Annotated in this window: 24 protein-coding genes; 17 read left to right on the top strand and 7 right to left on the bottom strand. The window is 70.3% G+C overall.

Annotated elements, in window-relative coordinates; genetic code table 11:
- Window positions 1–10: 10 nt before the first annotated feature.
- Window positions 11–598, bottom strand: coding sequence for a hypothetical protein (locus tag AB0B66_RS20785; protein WP_360532027.1), 588 nt, complete (start codon window positions 596–598; stop codon window positions 11–13).
- A gap of 645 nt (window positions 599–1,243) precedes the next feature.
- On the opposite strand from AB0B66_RS20785, the gene AB0B66_RS20780 reads away from it, so the two are divergent.
- On the top strand, window positions 1,244–1,510 hold the full coding sequence (locus AB0B66_RS20780) for a hypothetical protein (protein WP_360532024.1): 267 nt from the start codon (window positions 1,244–1,246) through the stop codon (window positions 1,508–1,510).
- Between the two features lie 208 nt (window positions 1,511–1,718).
- Complete coding sequence (locus AB0B66_RS20775) at window positions 1,719–1,904, top strand: hypothetical protein (protein ID WP_360532021.1); 186 nt, start codon at window positions 1,719–1,721, stop codon at window positions 1,902–1,904.
- A 434-nt stretch (window positions 1,905–2,338) separates the two neighbouring features.
- On the opposite strand, the gene AB0B66_RS20770 is transcribed toward AB0B66_RS20775, so the two are convergent.
- Window positions 2,339–2,566 carry a hypothetical protein gene (locus AB0B66_RS20770; RefSeq protein WP_360532019.1) on the bottom strand — a complete coding sequence of 76 codons (228 nt, stop codon included), beginning with the start codon at window positions 2,564–2,566 and terminating at the stop codon, window positions 2,339–2,341.
- 159 nt (window positions 2,567–2,725) lie between these two features.
- Here AB0B66_RS20770 and AB0B66_RS20765 point away from each other — a divergent pair, with 159 nt between their 5' ends.
- From AB0B66_RS20765 to AB0B66_RS20755, 3 genes are read left to right on the top strand one after another with little or no spacing between them, the layout of a single operon-like run.
- On the top strand, window positions 2,726–3,424 hold the full coding sequence (locus tag AB0B66_RS20765; RefSeq protein ID WP_360532016.1) for a helix-turn-helix transcriptional regulator: 699 nt from the start codon (window positions 2,726–2,728) through the stop codon (window positions 3,422–3,424).
- Window positions 3,424–4,554 (top strand): DSD1 family PLP-dependent enzyme, encoded by a 1,131-nt coding sequence (locus tag AB0B66_RS20760; RefSeq protein ID WP_360532013.1) that lies wholly within the window; start codon window positions 3,424–3,426, stop codon window positions 4,552–4,554. The genes AB0B66_RS20765 and AB0B66_RS20760 overlap by 1 nt, the downstream gene beginning before the upstream one ends.
- 5 nt (window positions 4,555–4,559) lie before the next feature.
- Window positions 4,560–5,507, top strand: coding sequence for an ornithine cyclodeaminase family protein (locus AB0B66_RS20755; RefSeq protein ID WP_360532372.1), 948 nt, complete (start codon window positions 4,560–4,562; stop codon window positions 5,505–5,507).
- 84 nt (window positions 5,508–5,591) lie between these two features.
- Here AB0B66_RS20755 and AB0B66_RS20750 read toward each other — a convergent pair whose 3' ends face one another.
- Entirely contained in the window at window positions 5,592–6,110 is a 519-nt protein-coding gene (locus AB0B66_RS20750) for a phage tail protein (protein ID WP_360532010.1), read from the bottom strand.
- Complete coding sequence (locus AB0B66_RS20745) at window positions 6,107–8,020, bottom strand: putative baseplate assembly protein (protein ID WP_360532007.1); 1,914 nt, start codon at window positions 8,018–8,020, stop codon at window positions 6,107–6,109. The genes AB0B66_RS20750 and AB0B66_RS20745 overlap by 4 nt, the downstream gene beginning before the upstream one ends.
- 108 nt (window positions 8,021–8,128) lie before the next feature.
- Between AB0B66_RS20745 and AB0B66_RS20740 the strand changes: the two genes are divergently transcribed.
- The 6 genes from AB0B66_RS20740 to AB0B66_RS20715 all read left to right on the top strand — a co-directional run bounded on the left by AB0B66_RS20740 (window position 8,129) and on the right by AB0B66_RS20715 (window position 15,238).
- Window positions 8,129–8,506: a hypothetical protein gene (locus tag AB0B66_RS20740; RefSeq protein WP_360532004.1), complete on the top strand. Its 378-nt coding sequence runs from the start codon at window positions 8,129–8,131 to the stop codon at window positions 8,504–8,506.
- Window positions 8,499–9,923, top strand: coding sequence for a caspase family protein (locus tag AB0B66_RS20735; RefSeq protein WP_360532001.1), 1,425 nt, complete (start codon window positions 8,499–8,501; stop codon window positions 9,921–9,923). Before AB0B66_RS20740 ends, AB0B66_RS20735 begins: the two co-directional genes overlap by 8 nt.
- Before the next feature lie 110 nt (window positions 9,924–10,033).
- Window positions 10,034–11,818, top strand: a complete 1,785-nt coding sequence (locus AB0B66_RS20730; RefSeq protein ID WP_360531998.1) for a hypothetical protein — start codon at window positions 10,034–10,036, stop codon at window positions 11,816–11,818.
- On the top strand, window positions 11,815–13,047 hold the full coding sequence (locus tag AB0B66_RS20725) for a hypothetical protein (protein WP_360531995.1): 1,233 nt from the start codon (window positions 11,815–11,817) through the stop codon (window positions 13,045–13,047). The genes AB0B66_RS20730 and AB0B66_RS20725 overlap by 4 nt, the downstream gene beginning before the upstream one ends.
- Entirely contained in the window at window positions 13,044–14,867 is a 1,824-nt protein-coding gene (locus tag AB0B66_RS20720) for a vWA domain-containing protein (RefSeq protein WP_360531992.1), read from the top strand. Before AB0B66_RS20725 ends, AB0B66_RS20720 begins: the two co-directional genes overlap by 4 nt.
- 71 nt (window positions 14,868–14,938) lie before the next feature.
- Window positions 14,939–15,238 (top strand): hypothetical protein, encoded by a 300-nt coding sequence (locus AB0B66_RS20715; protein WP_360531989.1) that lies wholly within the window; start codon window positions 14,939–14,941, stop codon window positions 15,236–15,238.
- A gap of 45 nt (window positions 15,239–15,283) precedes the next feature.
- Here the strand turns inward: AB0B66_RS20715 and AB0B66_RS20710 are convergent, their stop codons facing one another.
- The gene (locus AB0B66_RS20710; RefSeq protein WP_360532369.1) at window positions 15,284–16,027 is read right to left on the bottom strand and encodes an alpha/beta hydrolase; all 744 of its coding nucleotides are present in this window, start codon (window positions 16,025–16,027) and stop codon (window positions 15,284–15,286) included.
- Window positions 16,028–16,766: 739 nt separating this feature from the next.
- On the opposite strand from AB0B66_RS20710, the gene AB0B66_RS20705 reads away from it, so the two are divergent.
- The 4 genes from AB0B66_RS20705 (at window position 16,767) to AB0B66_RS20690 (ending at window position 19,612) form a co-directional block, all read left to right on the top strand.
- On the top strand, window positions 16,767–17,270 hold the full coding sequence (locus AB0B66_RS20705; protein WP_360531986.1) for a hemerythrin domain-containing protein: 504 nt from the start codon (window positions 16,767–16,769) through the stop codon (window positions 17,268–17,270).
- 85 nt (window positions 17,271–17,355) lie between these two features.
- Window positions 17,356–17,739, top strand: coding sequence for a VOC family protein (locus AB0B66_RS20700; protein WP_360531983.1), 384 nt, complete (start codon window positions 17,356–17,358; stop codon window positions 17,737–17,739).
- A 179-nt stretch (window positions 17,740–17,918) separates the two neighbouring features.
- Complete coding sequence (locus AB0B66_RS20695) at window positions 17,919–18,788, top strand: tetrahydrofolate dehydrogenase/cyclohydrolase catalytic domain-containing protein (protein ID WP_360531980.1); 870 nt, start codon at window positions 17,919–17,921, stop codon at window positions 18,786–18,788.
- The gene (locus AB0B66_RS20690; protein ID WP_360531977.1) at window positions 18,785–19,612 is read left to right on the top strand and encodes an MOSC domain-containing protein; all 828 of its coding nucleotides are present in this window, start codon (window positions 18,785–18,787) and stop codon (window positions 19,610–19,612) included. The genes AB0B66_RS20695 and AB0B66_RS20690 overlap by 4 nt, the downstream gene beginning before the upstream one ends.
- On the opposite strand, the gene AB0B66_RS20685 is transcribed toward AB0B66_RS20690, so the two are convergent.
- Both AB0B66_RS20685 and AB0B66_RS20680 read right to left on the bottom strand, forming a co-directional pair.
- Window positions 19,609–20,160: a hypothetical protein gene (locus AB0B66_RS20685; protein ID WP_360531974.1), complete on the bottom strand. Its 552-nt coding sequence runs from the start codon at window positions 20,158–20,160 to the stop codon at window positions 19,609–19,611. The two genes, AB0B66_RS20690 and AB0B66_RS20685, sit on opposite strands and share 4 nt — an antisense overlap.
- A 239-nt stretch (window positions 20,161–20,399) precedes the next feature.
- Window positions 20,400–20,897, bottom strand: coding sequence for an HIT family protein (locus AB0B66_RS20680; RefSeq protein WP_360531971.1), 498 nt, complete (start codon window positions 20,895–20,897; stop codon window positions 20,400–20,402).
- Between the two features lie 153 nt (window positions 20,898–21,050).
- On the opposite strand from AB0B66_RS20680, the gene AB0B66_RS20675 reads away from it, so the two are divergent.
- Both AB0B66_RS20675 and AB0B66_RS20670 read left to right on the top strand, forming a co-directional pair.
- The gene (locus AB0B66_RS20675) at window positions 21,051–21,446 is read left to right on the top strand and encodes a hypothetical protein (RefSeq protein WP_360531968.1); all 396 of its coding nucleotides are present in this window, start codon (window positions 21,051–21,053) and stop codon (window positions 21,444–21,446) included.
- Between the two features lie 29 nt (window positions 21,447–21,475).
- Window positions 21,476–22,147, top strand: a complete 672-nt coding sequence (locus AB0B66_RS20670) for a CHAP domain-containing protein (RefSeq protein ID WP_360531965.1) — start codon at window positions 21,476–21,478, stop codon at window positions 22,145–22,147.
- Window positions 22,148–22,161 lie beyond the last annotated feature (14 nt).

Below are 22,161 nucleotides of genomic sequence, written 5' to 3'. Positions count from 1 at the left end.
GCCGGCGGTCTCAGAGTGCCGGCAGGCGGTCACCGAGGGCGGGACCGGCACCGTTGTCGAGGAAGTACAGGTATGCCCGCAGGTGGCTGGCGAGGTCGCCGTCGAGGTAGGCAACGTAGTCCGTGAGCCCGTTCGCGGCCTCCCGCTCGTCGGCGCGGTCCGAGGCGCTCCACTGGCGGTACTTCGCCGTGATCCAGTCGCGAAGGCGACCGCGCTCGCGCCACCACTCCCGCACAAAGCTCGGGGTCCACCGGGCGTCACCGTCGCACGCCCAACCGGCCCAGGGATCGTCCTGCATGGCGACGATCACGTCCCGGAGCTCCTGAACGGTTCGCGGCTGCCGGTACAAGAACTCCTGCTCGTACTCGATGTCGTCGCCGTACAGCACGTGTCGGGGTGCGTGAAGCCGGCCAACCCAGTAGTTGTCCGTCATGGCTCCGTAGAAGGGTCCAGGTGGGTTGCGCCAGTTGCGTTCCTCCCACTTGCCTTGAAAGATCTCGTCGCGCGTAGCTCGCAGGCCGTGTTGTGGCAACGACCGGACGACTGCGTCGACATGCGGCATCGGATCCCAGTACGTCACCGCGCGTTCGCTGCTCACTGAGGCATCGTAGAGGTCGATCTCTGTAGCCAACGTCCGCGACGAGGGATCAGGTATATCTGCCGCGAGTCCCGGTCATGCCCGGGACGCCGGTGAAGGGGACTGGGGACCACACATCATGCATGTCGCTCCCGGACCAGCCCGGGAGTGAAGACGACAGCCGCCGCGGCGATCGACCCGGCAACGGACGTGCAACTTGCATCGCAGGTCCCCTCCTGCGCTCGAGCGACACCGCGTGCAGACTATTGCGGCTCAGCCACGGTGCGGGCACGAACCCGATCACGGTCCACCCGTGGACCGATCTCGGCGAGCGTCGCGGTGTGCCTTCTCCGTGCTGCCGATGAACTGCGTCCATACGGCCGGCTCAGCGCGCATCCTCCGATGTGATCGTGTCCAGCTTCGGTGCCCGGTCGGTCGTCAGGACGTCCCACCGGACGCCGCTGGCCTGATCGCCTCGGCCCGGGCGCTTGCGGCGCTGGAGCCACACGTGCACGGACCCGTCGTGCCAGCGGGCGAGCTGCCAGGAGCGCTCGACTCGAACCCCGCCGGCCGGTACCTCCTCCTCGTAGAGCCGGACCGGCCGGCGCGGGTCGAGGAGCACACTGCGCGGGCCGATCGGCGTACCGGCCGGGACCGATCCGGCCCGTGGCCCAGGCGGCCTTCGCCGACACACTCACAGCCGCCGGCGTGGTGCGCGCGCGCCCGGGCCTGCATCGGGCCCTGACCGCAGGACGGATCGAGCTCGCCGACCGAATCGTGGCGTTTCCTGCGGAGTGCCAGCTGGCGGTGGCGGCGCTGCTGTCGGGCGAGCCGGTGCGCGTCGCCGATCTTCCCGGCTTGGATGAGCAGTCACAGCTGGTGCTCGTGCGGCGGTTGCTACGTGAGGCCATCGTGATGCCCGCGGGTCTCTGACGCAGGTAACGGTGCGCTGGCCGAGTCCAGCAGATCCTGCGTCTGCTGCAGCTTCCGCCGTTCCTGGTCGGTCAACCTGCCTACACGGACAGGGTTCGGTCACCTTGCCTCCAGCTGTCGGATCGGATGCCGGGCTACATCCAATCGCGACAGCCGCCAACCCGGCGAACCTTCTCGATCACAGCACTTGTCGCGTACCATGCCTGTCATGGCCAACAAGGCAGATCTTGGCAGTGACGGCGCGGGCGGCGTATGCATCGCCTTCGGTTTTGTCGGGATGGTCTTTGGCGTTCTGGATGGCAAGAGCAATTTGGTGATCGCGGGCGGCTTCCTCCTTGTCGTGGGTGCGCTGTTGCGCATCGACGCTGCGATCCGGCGGCAGAAGGCTGACTGACGCAGGCGGCTGGCAGAAGGTGAAGACCGGCCGACCGTCGCCGGCGGTCTGCCGCTCCACAAGCTGATCCCTCAACTGGGTTAACCACTTTCCACCCGGTCGGAATTCGCGAGTATTCCGCAGGTGCGAGGTCTTTTGCTGTGGAAAGCCAATCTTGACCGACGCTGCCAAAGACTCCCTCTCCGATTCGGAGTAGTGGTCCCTGCCAGATTGCGTTCGTGCAGCGGCTGCGCATCCACTGCGCCACCACCTGGCGAGGGCCCGCGGACACCTTGCCATCCGCCAACTTCGCTGAGTTCCACCGATCGGCCTCGGAAGAACTCCATGCGCCCCCTAGTCTTGACCACCCGCCGAAGCCGAATACCTCGGGGCTCAACGCGCTCGTGAACGCCCACAGCGGGGTGGCCCGGATACCACCTCGGCCCGCGCAAACCTCATTGAGCCGCGATGACGCGTTCCATGCAGGCGCAGTGGGACGCGATCGTCTCGTTGAACGCGCGAATGTGTTCGCTGAGCGGCTGGTCGGGACTGGTGCGGCGTTCGGGGACCATCAGGCCGGTGCCGGCGGTGTCGGCGAACCCGCCGGGTCCGCCGTCGGCGTGCATCCGGCCGGCGAAGAGCTCGGCCAGGCCGGACTCGCGAAACGCGCGGCCGTCGTGCATCGCGCCGGGGCTGTGGCCTTCCAGTCATGACCAGGTGGCCGTGCCAGGACGCGATGAACTGGACATTGAACCCACAGAGGTACGAAATTCCTCGAACCACCTGCTGGACTTTTCATCTAGCGGCTGGACGTTTAGTATAGGTTCTGTTGGTGTCGGCGAGTGGAAAGGCGAACCAGGGTGACTGACACGGGTGCGGACGCGATCCTGTCTGCGCTGCTGCCGGTGATTGACGGGCTGGCGGCGACGTTCGGGCCGACGTGTGAGGTCGTGCTGCACGACTATCGCCGCGGTGAGCAGTCCGTCGTGGCTGTGTCGGGCGCGGTGACCGGCCGCAAGGTGGGCGGCGCGCTGAGCGAGATCGGCTTGGCGGTGCTGGCGCGGGGCGACACGGCGGCGAACGACATCAACTACGTGACCCGGACACCGGATGGACGGATCGTCAAGTCGTCGACCTTGCCGCTGCGGGACAGCATGGGCCACGTGTTCGGCGCCCTGTGCGTCAACGTCGACGTCACCGCTCTGCGCCAGGCCGGCGACCTGTTGACCGCGCTGGCCGGGGCGCCGGCCGCGCAGTTGCCGGTGACCACGTTCAGCGATGACTTCCACGATGTGGTCGACTCGTTGATCCGCGCCGAGGAGATGGCCCGCGGTAAGCCGGTCGGGACGTTGACCCGGCCCGAGCGGCTGGCCCTGCTGCGCGTCCTGGACCAGCGCGGTGTCTTCACCGTCCGCAACGCGGTGCCGCCCATCGCGCAACGGCTGGGCGTGTCCCGTTCTGCCGTCTACGCCGATCTCGCCGACAGCCGCAAAGACACATCCGCCGAGCATGACCAGGTCGGCATTAAGGAAAAACCGTGATGAATCTCGAAGACGTGGAGACACCGTTCCTCACCGTCGACCGCAGCGTCGTGCAGGCGAACATCGGCCGGTTGCGCGCCCGTCTGGACGGCCTCGGTGTCGGCCTGCGGCCGCACGTCAAGACTGCCAAGTCCGTCGAGGTGGCGAGGCTGCTCCACGACGGGACGCCGGGGCCGATCACGGTGTCCACACTGGCCGAGGCGGAGGCGTTCGCCGACGCCGGCCACCGGGACATCCTGTACGCGGTGGGGATCGCACCGCACAAGCTGGCTCGGGTGGTGGCTCTGCGCCGGCGGGGCGTGGACCTGATCGTCCTGTTGGACAGCGTCGAGCAGGCGGCGGCGCTCGCCGCGGACCGAACCGGCATGGCCGGGATTCGGGCGCTGATCGAGGTCGACTGCGACGGCCACCGCGGCGGCGTCGCGCCGAACGACCCGATCCTGCTCACGATCGCTCAGACGCTGCGCGACGGGGGCGCCGACCTGCGCGGGGTCCTGACACATGCCGGAGAGTCGTACTTCGCCGACGGCGACGACGCACTGCGCGCGGCCGCGGAAAACGAACGCCGCTGCGCCGTGCTGGCGGCCGAGACCCTGCGGGCGGCCGGACACACTGTGCCGGTGGTGAGTGTCGGATCGACGCCGACGGCGCACTTCGCTACCGACCTGACCGGGGTGAGCGAAGTCCGGGCCGGCAACTTCGTCTTCTTCGACCTGGTGATGGCAGGCATCGGCGTGTGCACCGTCGATGATCTCGCGATGAGTGTCGTGACCACGGTGATCGGGCGGCGGCCGGACAAGGGCTGGATCCTCACCGACGGCGGATGGATGGCGACCTCCCGCGACCGCGGCACCGCCCGGCAGCGGGTCGACCAGGCGTACGGGCTGGTCGCCGACCTCGACGGCGTCCGCTACGACGACCTGCTGATGAGCGACGCGAGCCAGGAACACGGCATCCTGTCGATCCGGCCCGGCAGCACCGCACCGTTGCCCGACCTCCCGATCGGCGCTCGGGTACGGATCCTGCCCGTCCACGCCTGCGCCACCGCCGCCCAGCACGACCGCTACCACATGATCGAACCCGGATCCCGGACCGTGCAGGACATCTGGACCCGGATCACGGGCTGGTGAACGACATGCGCTACCTGGCCGAGGCGGACTCCGCCGCCCTCATCACCGAGGACCTCGCCTACACCGCCGCCCGCGACGCGCTCATCGCCGCCACCCGCCCTCAGTCCGAGGTCTTCCCCGCGGTCTTGGGCCACGGGTCCGACCCCCGCAACCGGTTCACCGTCAAGTCCGGCGCCTCCCAGCAGCTCGCGGGCGTCAAGATCGGAAGCTACTGGCCCGGCAACGCCGACCTCGGCGTGCCCCGGCACAATTCGGTGATCCTGCTGCTCGACCAGGCCCTCGGCCGCATCGATGCGGTGGTCGAGGCCGGCGTCGTCAACGCCTACCGCACGGCGGCCGCAGACGCGGTCGCTGCCGACGTGCTGGCCCGCGAGGACGCCTCGACCCTGACCATCTTCGGTACCGGCCATCAGGCCCTGCACGAATGCGCCGCGGTCACCCGCGTGCGACCGATCGACGCGATCCACGTCGTCGCCCGCACCCCGGAGCACGGCGAGACGTTCCTGCAACGCCTGGCCGCACGCGGGCTCACCGGCCGGCTCACCGCGCCGGAACAGGCGTGCCGTGCCGCCGACATCATCGTCACGGCCACCACCGCCACCGCGCCGCTGTTCGACGCCGCCTGGGTGCGCCCCGGCACCCACGTCGCCAGCATGGGCTCCGACGCCCACGGCAAGCAGGAGCTACCCCGCGAACTGCTCCAGGCAGCGCGGCTGTTCTGCGACCTGCCGGAACAAGCGGTGCGTATCGGGGAAGCCCAGCACATCGCCGACCTGATCGCCGACAGCACCCTCACGCTGACCGCGGTCGGCGATGTTCTGGACGGGCGAGCCGATGGCCGCCGCAGCGAGCAGGACATCACCGTGTTCGACAGCTCCGGCATCGCTTTGCAGGACCTCTTCATCGCCGACGCCCTCCTGCGCGCCGCCGCCGACGCGGGAGCCACCCCATGACCGCGCCGTCATCTACTGCCTTAACAACCGGATGCATCATCGGGGTGGGGTGTGTTCGTCCCGGCCCCGCCGTGAGCCGCCGGATCAAGGCCGGTATTCGACCTGGTAGCGGAGTTGAGGAGGGATCGCTGAACTGATCACGTCAGCTAGCCCCGGCAGTGGCGTGTGCTCCGCGACCCCGTCGATGCGGATCCGTACCAGCCGCTCATGATCGTAAGGTGGGGCCGTGCCGGGCGACTGCGACCAGGATGTCCCGCCGCTGTCGGTCACCTGCGCGGTGACCCCGTAGCGCAGCTCAAGCAGCAGGGCGAGCCCTCGCGCGGTGCCACGCCACTGGTACGCGGTCATGATCTGGCCAACGAGGTTGCGGCCCTGCGTGCTCAGCAGGGTGTCGTCACCGCTCGTCCCCAACGCCGCCCGCATCCAGCGCAGCACGCCCGACGGGGCGGTGGCCGGGTTGAACGACGGCTGCAGGTCGCGCACGGCCGCTTGCAGCGGGCTGACCAAATCGTCGATCGCCTGGGCGAGCAGCGCCGCCGTGGCGTCGTTGGCGACGATCTCATCCGGCACCTGCTCGGTGACCGGGCCGGGCCTCGCGGTCACGCCGTGCTCACCTGGACGTGGTGGTCCACCGAGAGCAGCAGCGCGGTGGGCACCAGTTCGATCATGGAGATGGCCGGGTCCTGCGCCCCGCTGGCAAGGTCGACAGCGTACAGCTCGACGTCGTGGACCTCCGTCACGCCGTCCACCCGATGCAGCACTCCCATGAGCTCGCTGGCGCTCACCGGATGTCCCAGCGGCCACCCGCTGCCGTCCCGGCCGCCCGTCAGCGGATGCAGGTACGCGTACAGCGCGTCGACGGCGTGTTCGGTGACCGCCGCGGGATCTGCGCCACGACCGGCGCTGATCCGCGCGAGCACCGATATGCCCTGGTAGTGAGGGGGTTCCACGACGAGGTGGACACCCATCACCCGGCGCGGTTCGAGATGGTCGGCGATGGCGGCCAGCATGTCCGCCGAGGGCTGCAGCTGTTCCGGGGCGGGCCTGGCCTGCTGTTCCTCGGTCAGCGCGGGGATGACCAGCAGCCGCAGCTCGCCGCTGGTCGCGGCGACGCAGTGCACCCGGGCGGCGTGCGGTGCCGCCGTACGGGCCAGGTATTCGTAGTCGGAGCCGGTGACCGCACGACCGCCGGCCTGCACCGCCAACGGCGCGCGCACCCACAGGTCCTGCTCGGTCTCGGCCTGCGTGCCGCCGGTCGCCGGGTACAGATTCTCCACTAGGACGCCGGGGATCGGCAGTGGGGTGCGCAGTCGGCGCAGGGCGCCGCGATCGACGTTGCCCTCAACGCCGCCGCCGACCCAGTAGCCACGAATGCGCACCAGCGCGCCGGTCGGCGCGGCGGCACCGTAGCGCCTGGTCCGGCCGTCGACTTCGCGAACTGCCGGGCCGAAGCGCAACTCGCCGGCCAACTGGTCGAGGACCACATGGCGATCCTCCGGCCCGCTGTCGGCGAAGTCGGCCACGACCGTCCACGGCAGCCAGCCGTCACCGGCGTCGGTCTCCACCACGGTCGCCTGGCCGGGAATGTCGACGACGACCGGCGGGTGGCGCAGCCTCAGCCGCTGTTCGGGCTCGCCGTCCAGCACACCCAGCGGCTCGTCGGCGATCCGGCGGGCGTGCACGGCGCCGACCGTCGCCCCCACGGCTGCGGCGGTGATCCCGTGCAACGGCGGCAGGCTCGCCGCGACCGCTGCTCGGGCGGGCTGCCAGCGCAGCCAGGCCGCCCGCCGCCCGGCGATCGTGCTCACCACATGCCGGGTCGGGATGTCCAGCAGCAGCGTGCTGCCACGCTCGGGCAGCCACTGCGAGCCGGGGCGGACGAAACATCGCCGCCAGCCCGCGCCGTCCCAGCACTGCCATCGCGTCTCCTGCCGCAGTGCCGCCGGCACCGCCCCGCCTGACCAGGTCATACTCAGCGCCACCACCGCGCCGGGGGCCGGCTCGGCCAGGCCGACGAGCAACGCCGCCCCGCTACTCGAGTGCCCGAAGGGGCGTGCCGGATTCTCGTCGCTGATCTGGGGGATGAGGCTCTGGCCACCGTCGCCGTCGAGTGCTGTCGCAACGATGCGCGCAGGATTGACACGCAGCGCACCGGTGGTGGTGAAACTGACGCCGGAGTCCGTGGCGATCTGGACGCCTCGCGGGATGTCCAATGGTTGGGACAGTGGTTCGGGAAACCAGAAGCGAACATGCGTACGGGCCACCCCCGCGGGCCGCGGGCGTAATCCGAGCAGGTGCAGCATCGGGCCGCGCAGCTGCTCGCCGACGCGGTTGAGTCGGTGGACCAGCTCGTCGACGACCAGCGCGCAGGCGGTAAGGACGGCGTCCTCGGCCGCGTTCGGGTCGCGGCGCGCGGCACCGAGCTCGTCCAGCCGTTCGGCGAACCTCCGGCGTGCCTGGTCGGCCAACTCCGAAAAGGTGCGATCGTCGAACATGGGCGTCTGATCGGTCATCGCCGCCTCATCTCCGGCCACCTGCGCAGCCCGTCTGACGCATTTGCCTCTCTCGTTCCTACCTGGACAATAGTGGGGAAGTCATCTCCGAGGGCGACGGCGGTGTGCGTGAGCGACAACGAGGTAGAGATCGTGCTGGTCCCGGCAGACGGGGATTTCGACCCCACTGACGTCGGCTGGCAGAGACAGACGCATGCGCTGTACCAGGAACTGCGCGAGTACGTCGAGGTGCGCACGGTGACCAAGCCCGGCCAGGGGCAGAAGGGCGGTGTCGTCGAAGTCATCATCGCGCTGGGCGCGTCGGGAGCGATCACCGCGGTGCTGACGGTGCTGCGGCAGTGGCTCAACCAGCGCAGCAGCCGCAGCGTCACGCTCACGATCACGGGGGAGCGTCCGGTCACGGTCACGCTGGACACGGTCGGCGCGAGCGACGAGTCGCTGCAGGCGGCGATCGTTGCGGCGGTCGAGCACGCAGGGAATGGCTGAGCGCCGCTACCGGGCCCTTCTGTTCGCGAACTGGGAGTTCCCGCAGGACCCGGCCGAGCTGCAGACGTTGCACGGCCCGCCCACCGACGTGACGCTGCTACGGGAGGCGCTGACAGACCCGGACCTGGGCCTGCACCTGCCCACCGAGGTGGACGTGATGGAGAACGCGAACCGGGCCGAGATGCACATGCGCCTGGAGGATTTCCTCATGTCGGGCCGTGGCGACGAGCAGTTGCTGGTCTACTACAGCGGTCACGGTAAGCGAACGCTCGCGATGGACCTGCGCTTTTGCGCGCGCGACACCGATACCAAGCGGCTGTCCGCCACCTCACTCAGCGCCCGCGAGGTCGACCAGCTGCTGGAGAGCTCCCCAGCCGGAGCCAAGGTGCTCATTCTGGACTGCTGCTTCGCGGGCAGCTTCCGGACCAAGGGTCGGCAAGACCTATCCGACTCGTTTCCTGGTCGCGGCTTCGGCCTGCTGGCGGGCACCCAGCGCGGCACGCCGGCACCGGACGCGGACCTGCCAGGCGAGCCGAGCCCATTCACCCGTTACCTGGTGGAGGCGCTGCGGGGCGGAGCCGCCGACAGCGACGGCGACGGGTTCGTCAGCTTCGATGACGTGTACAACTACGTCTTCGAGCGGACTCGCGGGCCGGTGCGACCCAGCCGTGACTTCCAGGGCACGGGCGTCCTCAAGCTGGCCCGTTCCCGGGCTCGGCCAGGTGGCGCCACCGGCCGGGCCGAGTCGGCCGCCCCCCGCGGCGCGGCGCTCAACGTCCAGGCGGCCGCGACGCTCGTCCTCGAGAGCCTGCGGCACGAGCGGGCCGGACAGCACTGGGCCGCACGTGAGCCGCTGCGCAGGGTCGCCGACGGCGAGCCAGGAGACTGGGGCGCGCTGGCCGCGCTGCGGCTGGCCGCGCTGTCGCTGGCCGACGACGATCAGCAGGCCGCCACGGACGCCCTGTCGCGGGTCGTCGCGGCCGGGCATCCGCAGTGGTCGCCCGAGGCCGGCTACCGGCTGGGACTGTGTCTGAGCCGGGTCGGGGACGAACCGGGCGCCGAGCGGGCGCTGCGCACGGCGCTCGGCTACGACCACCCGCACTGGTCACCGCTGGCGGCCTGGGCGCTGGCGGGCATGCTACGCGGGCGCGGCAACGTTGAGGCGGCGCTGCGCTGCTACCGGCAGGCGGTGTCCTCGCCGGGGCCACCGGCGGTCGCGGCGGCGCTGGAGTTCGGTGACTTCCTCGTGCAGGAGGGCAACCTGCAGGTGGCAAGGTCGGTGTACCGGCGGGCCGCCCTGGCTGGTGATCCGGACCTGTCCCATGTCGCCGTGCAGCGGCTGCGTGCGCTGCTGAGCCGGCTGGGCTGCCACACCGCTGCCGCCGGGGTACCGAACACCGAGGCCGGGACGAGGTAGGACTTGTCGAAAATCTGACAGTTTGCGGAGCGATAGCCTGATTGTGTCGGCAAGGCGGGCCACGGTTCGATGGTCCATACCGGATCGAGTGTTCTGCGCGCGGAGGCCCCATGCTCGTCAGCCTGTATCGCACCGGGCCGTTGCGGCACCGCATCCGGAAAGGCTTCGTCGTCGCGGGCCCCGACCGAATCGTCGAGGCGATCGCAGCCACGCCGCCCGAGCTGCCGCGTATCACCGGGCGACGGCTGACCGTGCAGCACAGCGACCGCGCCGCGGGCGTGGTGTGGCTCGACACCGGAATGCTGTGGTTGCCCGACCCGGATGTCCGGGCGGAACTGGTCCGCGGCCTTGCCGAGGGCGCCGCCGTGCTGGCGGCGGCGGTGCGGGCCCGGGGCGGGCAGTTGTTGCCGGGCGGCTGGCTGGGTGCGCGTGGCGGTCCGGCTTGGCTGTGCGGTGACCTGCATTCGGTCGAGATCGTCAGCGAGACTCAGCGCGAGCTGTGCACCAACCTGTTCCGGCGGTATGTCCCCGAGCTGATCGCGCTGAGTGGTCGGGCCGCGTTCAGCGGTGCGCGGGTGGACCGCACCGGTTCGCAACGGCTCGCCGACGCCACCGATCACCTGTCGACCCGCTACCTGGCCTCGGCCAGCCGCGAGCACCTCGACCGGGTCAAGGACAGCCTGCGCAGGGACGAAGGGGTGTCACGGCTGGAACACATGGACATCAACCCACTCGGCCTGCCCGACGAAGTCGCCAACGTGACGGTGCGCTGCGTCGACGCACAGCTGTTCATGACGGACGTGCTGGCCCAGGCCATGTTGGTGCAGGCGATAGCGATGCAGGCCAGGCAGCTCGAGCGCGACGGCAGGCGAGTGCCGGCGATGCACCAGCAGCTGCTGGACCGCAACCGCTCCCGCGCGATCTCCGCCGGACTCGCCGGCCAGTTCGAGGAGGAGTCCGGTAACCGGGGCGAGCGCGGCAGGCCCGCCCGTGGCCCGCAGTCGGCGAAGAACACCGCGACCAGCGCCCGGGAACGCGTACTGCGCCTGGTGGAGAGCCATGTCCGCGAGTTCCAGGCCATGCGCGCGACCCCTGCGGAGCTGGCGCCCATCACCGTCGGGTTGACCATCGCCGGATCCCATCCGCTCGCTGTGCGCAACGAGAACGACCTGCTCGGCAGTTGGGCCCGTACCCCGTCGACGCTCCCTGCGCTGGACCGCCCCCAACAGCTGCTCGACGATCCCGGCCCGCTGTGCCGTGACCATCTGACGGAGGCGAATACCGCCCGGTATCCCGGTGCGACCGCGCTGGCGCAGGTGTACTGGGCCCAGCGGCTGAAGCCACGCCCGCCCCGGCCGAAAGCCTCCCGCCTGGACGCGAAGCAGGCGGCGTCGCCGGCGCGCCAGCGTCCCAAGCACAGCGCCCCGCCCGCGCGCCCCGACCGGTCCGTGGCCCTGTTCACCGCGCTTGAGCAGGAGGGCGTCTCCGCGGCGATGGCGACCGAGGCGTTGCTGGCCTATGTCAGTGACGGCGGGCAGCCCAATCTGATTCCGGCCCTGCGCAGGGTGCCGCCGGAGCGGGCCAAGCAGTTGCGCCGCGTGCTGCGCCCGGCTCGGGCGCTGACGCGGGAGACCAGCAGCGTCGCGTTCACCTGGGACGAGGGACCCGCTGGCGAAGCCTTCCGCCTCGCCGGGCGGGAAGGCCGGGCGATGCTCAGCCTGCGGGTGCCCGCGCAGTCGAGGGAGGAGGCCGCGGCGGCCGTACGCGGGCAGCTGGTGCAGCCACCGCCCGGCGTCCGGTTGCTGCTCATCAACGACGCCATGTTCCGTGGCGAGTCGGGGGAGCAACGGGCGGTCCTGGAAGTCGTCATCGTCGGCATGGGAGGTTCGTCATGACACCCGAGGTGCTGGTGATGCTCGACCTGCGGGCGTTCCGGGAGCCCCCTGCCGGCCCGGACGGCTACCGGGTGCTGTGGAGCGAGCTCGAGCCCAGGCTGACCGGGCTGGACCTCAGGCGCCAGGACAGGCTCGAATGGGATCACCAGGGCCGCGGCCGGGTCGGGGTATGGGTGATCAATGTGGATCGCTGCCCCGAGCGCGTCGACGCCTCCACCAGGTTCGCCGTCTGCGGCATCATGGAACCACCGAAGATCGCCTACCGCTGCGCCACGTGCGCGGGGGCGGGGGTGACCCGATACGGGCCATTCATCTGCGGCAGTTGCGGCTCGGCTGATCCGGCGCAGCGAGTGTGCGATGAGCACGCGGTGATCCTGAACCTCAACTTCCAGCAGGTCAGTTGCCCGAGGCACGTGCCGTCCTGCTCATGCGGGCGCACCGCCACGGTCTGGTGCGCCGGGCCGCAGTGCCATCTCCGCAAGGCGTGGTGTGACCTGCACGTTCGCGCACACCCAGGCGACCCGCTGACCTTCTACTGCGGGCCCTGTTACACGGCCCGCTTCCCCGCCTGCGCCACCGCCGGCTGCGCCAGCACGGGCAGCCTGCAGTGCGAGTTCACCGGCGACGGGCATGCCTGCGCTCGGCGGGCATGCCCGCGGCACGCGTACCGCTGGCAGGTTTACGGCCCGCACCGGCGCGGATTGGTGTTGTGCGCAGACCACTATCGGCGGTTGCCGACCCTGCCGCAGGATGAGCTGATCTACCAGATCCTCGCCGGCACGGCCCGCCGCCGCTCGACTCAGCGCAGCCTGAAGCTGCCTCGGCTGACCACCGTGCGTCACATCTTCATCAACGTACGCAGGGAGCTCCTCACGATCGCGGTCTTGTTGGAACTGGTCGAGCGGACCGCAGCCAGGCACAGCGGACAACCAGGCCTCACCGAACTGGTGGCCGAGCACCGTGGCAACTGGCGGGCCGACGTCGACGTGGAGCGGGAACGCGACGCGCAGGGCCTGCGGCACTTCGCCCAGCTCAAGCAGATTCTGACCGACACCGGGCGGCATGACCTCGCTGCACGGATCACGTTCTCCGAGTTCAAGCCGCATCTGAAAGCCATCTACGTTCGCGTCCCGGGCGAGCTGACCGCGCTGTTCATCGGCAGGCAGGGGGCCACGATCAAGGAACTGCAGCGCCGGCTCGGCCTGGACATCAAGCTGGAGAAGCTATGAGCGCGCAGTGGTCCGGTGACCGCCACCGGCTGGTCGTAGTGCCCGAAGCCGGTCTCATCGGCGCCGATCGCGTCGGCGTGTCGCGCGAAGAACTGCTCCAGCACGACTGCGGCATGCTGTCGTTGACGTCCACGCTACGACTGGGTGTCCGACTGTATCCCCTGGCCGAACTGCCCCGGGGCGTGGTCGCGATCGGTGCCGACCTGGCCGCCGATCATGACATCGACCCCGGTTCGGCCGGCTGGCAGCTCGCGCCGCAGCACGCGGTGACCGCCGCTAGCATCGTGCTGGAGCCCATGGCCGACGGCTCGCTGCAGGACTCGGCGAAGGCGCTGCTGGGCTCGGCTGAACTGCGCGGCCGGGTGCTGTGCCTCACCTCCGACGCGGGAGTCTGGACCACAGTCAACGGGGTGCCGTTCCGGGTCCGCTCGGCCGCGGACCAGTACGGTCGGGCGATCGACGGCCTGCTGCGCATCGGTGGCGAAACCCAGTTGCTGCTGTACGGGCAGAGCGGGCGCACTGGCGTCGACATCGTGATCCTCGCCGACTGCAGCGGATCGATGAGCATTCAGGATGTCCCCACCGCGGGAACGGAGGACCTGGCCAGCTGGCGTGCCGGTCAGCCGAACATCGATAGGGGCGAGGCCCTGCGGCGGGCGCTCACGCGGATGCTGGATGCACGCCTGACCACCGCGGGCCGGATCTCGCGGATCGCCCTGGTCCGGTTCACGTCCCGATGCGAGGTGACGTTTCCTCGCGAGGGTGGAATGGCCGAGATGAGCGCCGACAGTGATCCGGCGGTCGGTGAGGCGTTCCGCCGGGCGGTGCTGCAGGTGCGACCGGAGAACGACAGCACCGACATCGGCGGCGCGCTGCACTTCGCGTCGGAGCTGCTGCACCGACACGGAGTGCCAGGAAACGACCAGCTCATCGTGCTGGTCAGCGACGGTGCCGAGTGGAATCCGAAGGGTGAGGACGCCACCGGCGAGGCGATCGCGGCGACGACCGACGCGGTCTCGCTCATGGACGAGCTCTACCGAGCCGTCGGGATCCGGCTGCACGCCATCGGCATCTCCGACGAGGCCTCGTTCCAGCGATGGTGGCGCGAGCAGCGGACGGGCAAGCCCCAGCAGCCGTGGATGGTGCCCGACCACCGACTGCTGTCGGACCTGGTCCGGGTCGGTGGCGGAGACCCGAGCCGCATCGGCGGCCTCGATGTGCTCGTGGACTACTTCGGCGGGTTGGGCAGCGGCATCACGACCCGCATCGGCACCCCGGCGCGGGAGTCGTCCCCTCCACCGGTGCAGCATGACCTTGCCGCGTTCGTGCGGCGCGCGATGGGACTGGCCCCGTCGCAGCGGGCCGAGCTGGCCCGCCTGGCCGATGAGGCGCGGCAGTTGTATGCGGCCTGCCTCAACGCCGCCGGTGCGCGCGCCGAGCTGGGCCTGCTGGTCAGGCGGGGCGGTGCGGACGAGTTTGCCACGCTCGGCACCGCGGCTCAGTCGCGCGCCGAACTCAAGGAGTGGATCACCAACACGCAGAAGATGTTCGCCGAGCGGAGCCATGGCCTTGACGGACGGCTGGCAGCCCTGGCCACGGACGGAAGGTTGGAGCGGCTGCGGCAGGTGCGCGACGACGCGCAGCCTCCGTACGCCGACGACGACGCGCACGGGTGGTTCGGTCTGCAGCAGATGCTGCTGCGATCGGTGCTGGACGTGCTCGGCGACGCGTCGCAGATGATCGCAGAGATCGTCGAGTCGGGCCAGGACCAGCCGATCGACGAACGCCAGTACTACATCGACGAGGTCGGCTGGGACTGAGTTGGTCTCCGGCAATGCGCTGCGCGACTGCATGTGTGCCGGTGGCCGTGAGGATGCCCGCCGGACGCGCAGTGGAGCCCTGGCGGCTGCTGGATCCCGATCCGGACGGCCGGCTTCCCGGTGGCGACGTGGCGCGGCTGCAACTGCATCGCACCTTGACGACGGCTGACGGCCGCCACGAGTGGGGTCTCTACGCCCGCACCTGTTATCTGGACGACGGCCTCGGTGAGGTCTTGGCCATCCTCGAGCTGGTGGCACCGCACGTGTCCGAAGTCAGCGGCTCCTACGGAGGGTTCATCCGGGAGACGCTCAACGAGGACAAACCTTCCGTCATCACCTTCACTGGCGGCACCTATGCGATCGGTTGCTGATGGTTGTCGCCGCGCGTCACCGCCGGTGTTCGGATCTGCACGCGGTCAGCCGACCGTGTTGGCGGCGTTCTGGATGACCTTCGCCACCTGGTCCGGGTGGGACACCATGACCACGTGTGACGCGCCGTCGACGGCGACGGTCTCTTTGGAGCCGGCCCGCTGTGCCATGAACGCGTGCGCCTGCGGCGGAATGATCTTGTCTGCGGCTCCGTAGACGAACCAGGACGGAACGTTCTTCCAGGCCGCACCGGGCGATGCCTCGTTCAGCGCGGCCTCCGTGACCGGGCGCTGGCCGGCTGCCATCAACGCGGCCTGGGCCTGCGGCACGTCCGCGGCGAACTCCGCGTGGAACTTGGCGGGATCGATGTAGAGGTCCTTGCCTCCCGGCGCGGTCACCGGCGGGGACAGCGACGTGCCGACCGTGCTGCCCGGGAACTGCGAAGTGAGCTTGGCCGCCGATTCGCCCGCGTCCGGCGCGTAGGCGGCCACGTACACCAGTGCCTTCACGTTGGGGTTGCCCTCCGCGGCGTTGGTGATCACGCTGCCGCCGTAGGAGTGGCCGACCAGCACGACTGGTCCGTCGATGGACTTGAGCAGGGCGGACAGGTCGGCGGCATCGCTGGTCACGCCGCGCAGCGGGTTCGCGTCGGCGATCACGCGGTACCCCTGGGACTGCAGTAGCGGGATGACGCCGTTCCAGCTGGAGGAGTCGGCGAACGCGCCATGTACTAGAACGATTGTCGGTTTTGTCTGTTTTTCTGCGGCGGCTGCGGATGCGGCGGCAGGCACGGCCGGCACCAGCGTCGTGACAAGGCACAATAGGCCGACGAAACCTCGGCGGGTGAACATGGATCCGGCTCCCTTCCCGATGTCGCGGACTCGGGGGTTCGACCGCCTGTCTGACGCCAGCGTACTTCGAGCCGATGAAGCGGATGGCCATGATCGAGTTTCGCGGCGGCGTACCGCGCCGTGCGCTGGCGGCACTTCGCGAGGTATCGGCATCGACCGCGGATCTTCGGCCGCCCGGATCGCGATGCGCGCCACGGTCGGCGTCGGCCCCAGCACACCGGGCCTGCGGTGCAACCGTGATGTAGGCGTCGAGTAACCCGCCTGACGCAGGCTGTCGCGACATTCATCCCTTCGCGACAGTGGGAGCGGGGCGCCATGATGCGTCGACTGTTCTTGTGCACCTGCACCTGCGCCGCGGCGCTGCTGCTGCCGCCCGCGCCACCGGCCGCCTGCGCCGAGCAGCCGACCGCACCGCAGGCGGCGCAGGCGGCCGCGCTCGCCGCCTCCTGCGACCGCCCGGTCGAGATCGAAGCGGCGCGCACCGAGTACACCCAGGTGTACGCCGAACGATGGCCCAGAAGCGCGGCGAGCCGCCACAGGAGGCACGCGCCCTGCTCGCACCACGTACGGCGTCCCGCCCTGTCCGGGCGGGACCGGCACGCCGCTGCGTGCATGCTTCGAGGCCGGGCAGTTGGCCGACCTCGGTTTTGTGCGCCCTGCGGTGCGGTAAGACGAGTGCATGGACGACATCACGGCGCTGATTCTCGACGATCATGCATCCTTTCGCCGCGCCTTCGCGCGTCTCGACGACGCCAAAGACCCGCAGCAGATGCGCAGCATCTGGGAGCCCCTCGCCCTGCACCTGGAGATACATGCCGAGGCGGAGGAGCGCATCCTGTATCCGCATCTGATCAGGCGTGGTGGGGAAGACGCCGAGGACGAAAGTCTCGACGCGATCCGCGACCACAACAAGATCCGTGACGCGATCGCCGAGTCCCGCAAGCACGAGGTCGGCACCGACAGGTGGTGGACTGCGGTTTGGGCCGCCCGCAGGGAGAACACCGAGCCTCTCGCAGAGGAGGAGGACGAGGGCCTGCCTGACTTCCGCCGGCACGCGGGAGACGAGTTGCGGGCCGGGCTCGGAGCCGACTGGCTGGCCTTCTACGCCGAGCACCCCTCCGGCAAGGGGCTGACCTTCCGGGACAAGGACCCGGAGCGCTACGTCGCCAAGTACTCGCAGTAGACAGAGTGCCGTCCCTTTAAACCGCTCCGGCCGACACCATGTTCGCAGCCTGCGGGCCTGCCAGTCAGGGCGTATCGTGCGGGTCGTGACCGCTATCTCTTTGATGCTCGCGGTGCCGGACGCTCCTGCGGCATCCGCCTGGTATCAACGCGCCCTCGGCGCCACCGAGCTGTGGAACCTCGGCTCGGTGATCGGCCTGGAGGTCGGCGGGGCGCCGTTCTTTCTGGCCCAACCGGAGGGCAACCGCTGGGAGAGCCCGATTGAGCTGGGCACCACGACGGTTCGCGTCGAGGTCTTCGTTGACGACCCGGACTCGTTCGCCGGCGGCGCCGCAGCTGCCGGGGCGCACTACCACGATCCGGTACGAGACCACGAAGCGCCCTGGGGAACACATCGCCAAGGGGGTTTCTTCGATCCGTACGGGCATCTCTGGCTCGTGGGCGACAAGTCGCCGCTACAACGCCGTTGAGACACCGAGCCACGGGCCGACTGACCCGGTGCGCCGATGCCGACGCCCTCGACCGGGCAGCCGGGTCATGAGGCATGCTGTGTAGCGAAATTTGCGACCGGCGGCAAGAGGATGGGAACGACCATCGGGGAGCCACGCCGCGGAAGCCGACCGCCTGGGCGACCGCGTGAAGGAGCCGCATGTCCGCGACCACCACCGCCCGGCTGCTGCCTGGCAAACCCGTCGCCGACCAGGTCCTCGCCGACGTCGCCGCCCGCTCGGCCGCCCTGCGCGCCCGCGGTGTCACCGCGAGCCTGGCCACGCTGCTGGTCGGCGACGACGACGCCAGCGCCGGCTACATCCGCATCAAGCAGCAGCAGGCAGCCGCGCTGGGCTTCGCGTCCCCGCACGAGCACCTGCCCGCCACCGCGTCCCAGGCCGACGTGCAGCGGGTCATCACCGCCTGGAACGACGACCCGGCCGTGCACGGCATGCTCGTGCAGTACCCGATCCCGGGGCACCTCGACTACAACGCCGCGCTGCAGGCCATGGACCCCGACAAGGACGTCGACGGCATGCACCCGGTCAACATGGGCCGGCTCGCCCTCGGCATCCCCGGCCCGCTGCCCTGCACTCCCGCCGGCATCGAGGCGCTGCTCGCCCACTACGACATCGGCGTCGCCGGCCGGGAGGTCGTCATCCTCGGCCGCGGCGCGACCCTGGGCCGGCCCCTGGCGATGCTGCTGGCGCAGAAGCGCCCCACCGCCGACGCCGCGGTCACCGTCGTGCACACCGGCGTCAAGGACTGGGCCCGCTACACCCGCCGCGCCGACATCCTCATCGCCGCCGCCGGTGTGCCCGGCATCATCCAGCCTGAGCACGTCAAGCCCGGTGCGGTCGTCGTCGGCGGCGGGGTGCGCTACGAGGGCCGCCGTATCCTGCCCGACGTCGACGAGTCGGTCGCCACCGTCGCCGGGGCGATCACCCCCCGTGTCGGCGGCGTCGGCCCGACCACCGTGGCGATGCTGTTCCGCAACGTCGTCGCGGCCGCCGAGCGGGCCCACCCGTGACCGCGGCGAGGGCGCAGGTCGCCGCGCTGCACCGCTACCCGGTCAAGTCCCTGCTCGGCGAGCAGCTCGCCGTAGCCGACGTGTCCGAGACCGGCGTGGCCGGCGACCGCGCCCTCGCCGTGATCGACCTCGGCACCGGCCGCGTTGCCAGCGCCAAACATCCCCGGCTCTGGCAGCGGCTGCTGACCCTCACCGCCGCGACGGACTCTGACGGCGTGCGGATCACCGGCCGCGGCCTCGACGTGCACAGCACTGACCCGGCCGCCGCCGAAACCATGTCGGCGCTGCTCGGACGCGACGTCGCCCTCACCGCGAACCCGCCGGAGCAGGCCCAGCTCGACCGCGCCGACCCCGACGCCGTCCTGCGCGACGGCGTCACCGCGGCCGTGCCACTGGTCACCAGCACCCTGGGCGGCGCGGCCCCGGGCACCTTCTTCGACTTCGCGCCCGTTCACCTGCTCACCACGGCGACCCTGCGCGCCATCGCCGCGCTGCATCCGGCCCGACGCGCCGACGCGCGCCGCTACCGGCCGAACATCGTCGTCGACCTGCCCGGCGACGGCTTCGCCGAGGACGACTGGGTCGGCCACGACCTGCGCATCGGCGACGACCTGGTGCTGCGGGTCATCGTCGCGACGCCCCGCTGCGCGGTGCCGTCCCTGGCCCACGGCGACCTGCCCCACGACCCCGACGCGCTGCGGGTGCTGGTCCGACACCACCGGGTCGTGCCGCTGCCCGCCCTCGGCCCGCAGCCCTGCGCCGGCGTCTACGCACAGGTCCTGCACCCCGGCCGGGTCCGACCCGGCGACGCCGTCGAGGTCTAACGCGTCACCTGCTGAAGCAGTCCGTGCACGAACAGCAGCCGGTGCACGATGTCGCCGTCGGTCACGTCGACACCCCACCGGGCCGGCACCTCCGGGTCACGCTGACGAGCTTGGGGGAACCGGGCCAGCACGTCGTCGACGACACAGGACCACGGGGCCAGCCCGGCGACCGGGCCCAGCGCCGGCACCGGTGCCCCCGCCGCCCGCACCAGCCACCCGTGCAGCACGAAGTCCTCCGTGCCCACCAGCGCCTCCCAGCGCAGCTCCGGCCACAGCCCCGCGAGCCGCCAGCGGTGCGCCGTCAGCACCACGTCGCCGTAGGGCACCTGCTGCCGCTCGTCGGCCGGGCCCAGCACCGCCTCGTACAGCGGCAGCCCTTTGGGCGCCGACCGCGACCGCAGCATCGTCTGCCACCGGTTGTGCGCTGTCATGTACTCGCTGTGCGAAGCCGACAGCTCGGCGCACGCGGCCTCCACCAGTTCCGGCTGGAAGTCGGACATCCGCCGCAGCAGCATCAGCTGGAACTCCCGCCGAGCGAACCCCTTCACGCCGCGAGCGTAGGGGACAGGCACATCCCACCAGCCCGATATGACGAAACACGCCTCAGGATGAAGATCGGCGGTGCAAGGCTCCGCGAGCCGGCACAGGGCTGGTGCTCACGCTGCTCGCGATGCCACCGGACGACCACGACCCAGGCCTGGCCGACACGGCTTGCGAACCCGTCATGCGCGCCATCGTCAGCGACCCACCCGACGCGCGCGGTGGGGACTGAAGGAGCCGCAGGAGTTCAGCCGAGTGCGGTGCGGATCCGCGCCGCCATGTCGGAGATCTGCTCCGGGCCGTGGTTCAGGATGCCGTTCTCGGCCATCAGCGCGTGGTATTGCTGCTTCTCGTATGGCACACCGGGCGGCAGCGGCACAACATGCCAGTGGACGTGCGCGTTTGCCTGCATGCTCCCCAGCGACAGCAGATAGGTGCGTTCCGGCTGCGTCACCTCGCCCACCGCGCGAGCGATCCGATGCACCACGGCCTGCAACGCCAGATACTCGTCCGCCGTGAGGTCGCGGACCACGTCCTCGACGTGACGACGTGGAACGACCAGCGTGTAGCCGGGCTGTGTCGGGTAGCGGCTGAGGAACGCGGCATGAGTGTCATCGTCGTAGACCAGTTCGTGCTCGTAGCCGGGCTCGCCGGCGAGGAACGCGCAGATGAAGCACTTTCCAGAGCGGGTCCGGCGCTCGTAGGCCGCGAGGTCCATCGGTATCCGATCGGAATCATCGCTCACGCGCGCATCGTAGCGGCGAGTCGCGTCGTCCACTGTCCTGCGACGCCCGCCGCCAGGCGGCCCTGGCCGGGGCGGTGATCCAAGGTTCGTCCAAGGTCGGCCCAAGGCCGCGTGCCGACAGTGGTCCTCACCCACCTCCGAAAAGGAGAGAATGTGAAGACGATCCTCAGGCGCGGCGCGCTGACCGCCGTCGCCACCGCCTTGGCCGGCAGTGCGCTGGCCGTGGCACCCGCGCCGGCGTACGCGGCCACCTGCCGCGACGGCATCGCCAGCATCAACGGCGCCCGGCTCGAGTTCGAGATCTGTGTCGACGCGATCGGCACCGGCCTGCGCTACTTCCTGGAGGACACCGACAAGGACGGCCGCCGGGCCGAGGTGTACCTCATCACCCCGGCCACGTCGGCGTTCGGCGTCGAGCTCGACGAGGCCGCCCGCGGCGTCGGCGACTGGGCCGACGGCGAGTGGTACGGGCTGTTCAAGTCCGGTGTCTACCTGAAGTTGTGCACCAGCGACGCCAACACCGACCGCCGCTGCGGCTCGCGGCTCTGACCCATCCCCAACCCCCAGAGGAGATCACCATGAAATCGATCCGCATGATGCTCGTGACGGCGGTCGCCGTGACGGCGGCGGCGTTCGGCGCGGCCACCCCCGCCAGCGCCGCGGACACCGCGCTCGGCATCGACGTCGGCAACATCGCCTGGGAGCAGTGGACCTCGACGAACGCCGACGTCAAGGCCCGGCTGTCCGAGACGTCCACCGAGGACTGCAACTTCTATACCGGGTTCTGGGCCGACCCGAACAACGACCGCTTCGACGGCACGACCTACGCCGGCAAGTGCGGCAAGACCACCAACGGGTACATGTACCGCGACGGCACCAAGTCCTGGGGTGCGGTCAACTGGCGGGCCCGCGCCTGGTGCGCCGACTTCGCCAAGTTCGCCTTCTACTGGGGCGGGGCCAAGTACACCGGCCTGACCGCGGCCGCGTCGAGCTTCAAGACCTACGGGCAGAACAACGGCACCTGGCACACCAGCCGCAGCTACGTCCCGCGCAAGGGTGACGCCGCGGTCTACGACTGGGACGGCAACGGCACCATCGACCACGTCGCCATCGTGACGTCGTACGAGGACACCAGCACGGACGGCAACCGCTACGTGGTCGGCGGCAACCAGTCCGACGGCGTGACCCACGTGCTCCAGAACAACTGGGGCGGCGGCGTCGTCGGGTACACCTCGCCCGCACCCAAGTAAGCAGCCCTACCGGT

Origin of the sequence: Catellatospora sp. NPDC049111 (assembly GCF_040648615.1) — a bacterium.
In the GTDB taxonomy this organism is placed as follows: Bacteria; Actinomycetota; Actinomycetes; order Mycobacteriales; family Micromonosporaceae; genus Catellatospora; species Catellatospora aurea.
The sequence above is the reverse complement of the archived record's forward strand: the minus strand, read 5'-3'. Positions and strand labels throughout refer to the sequence as shown.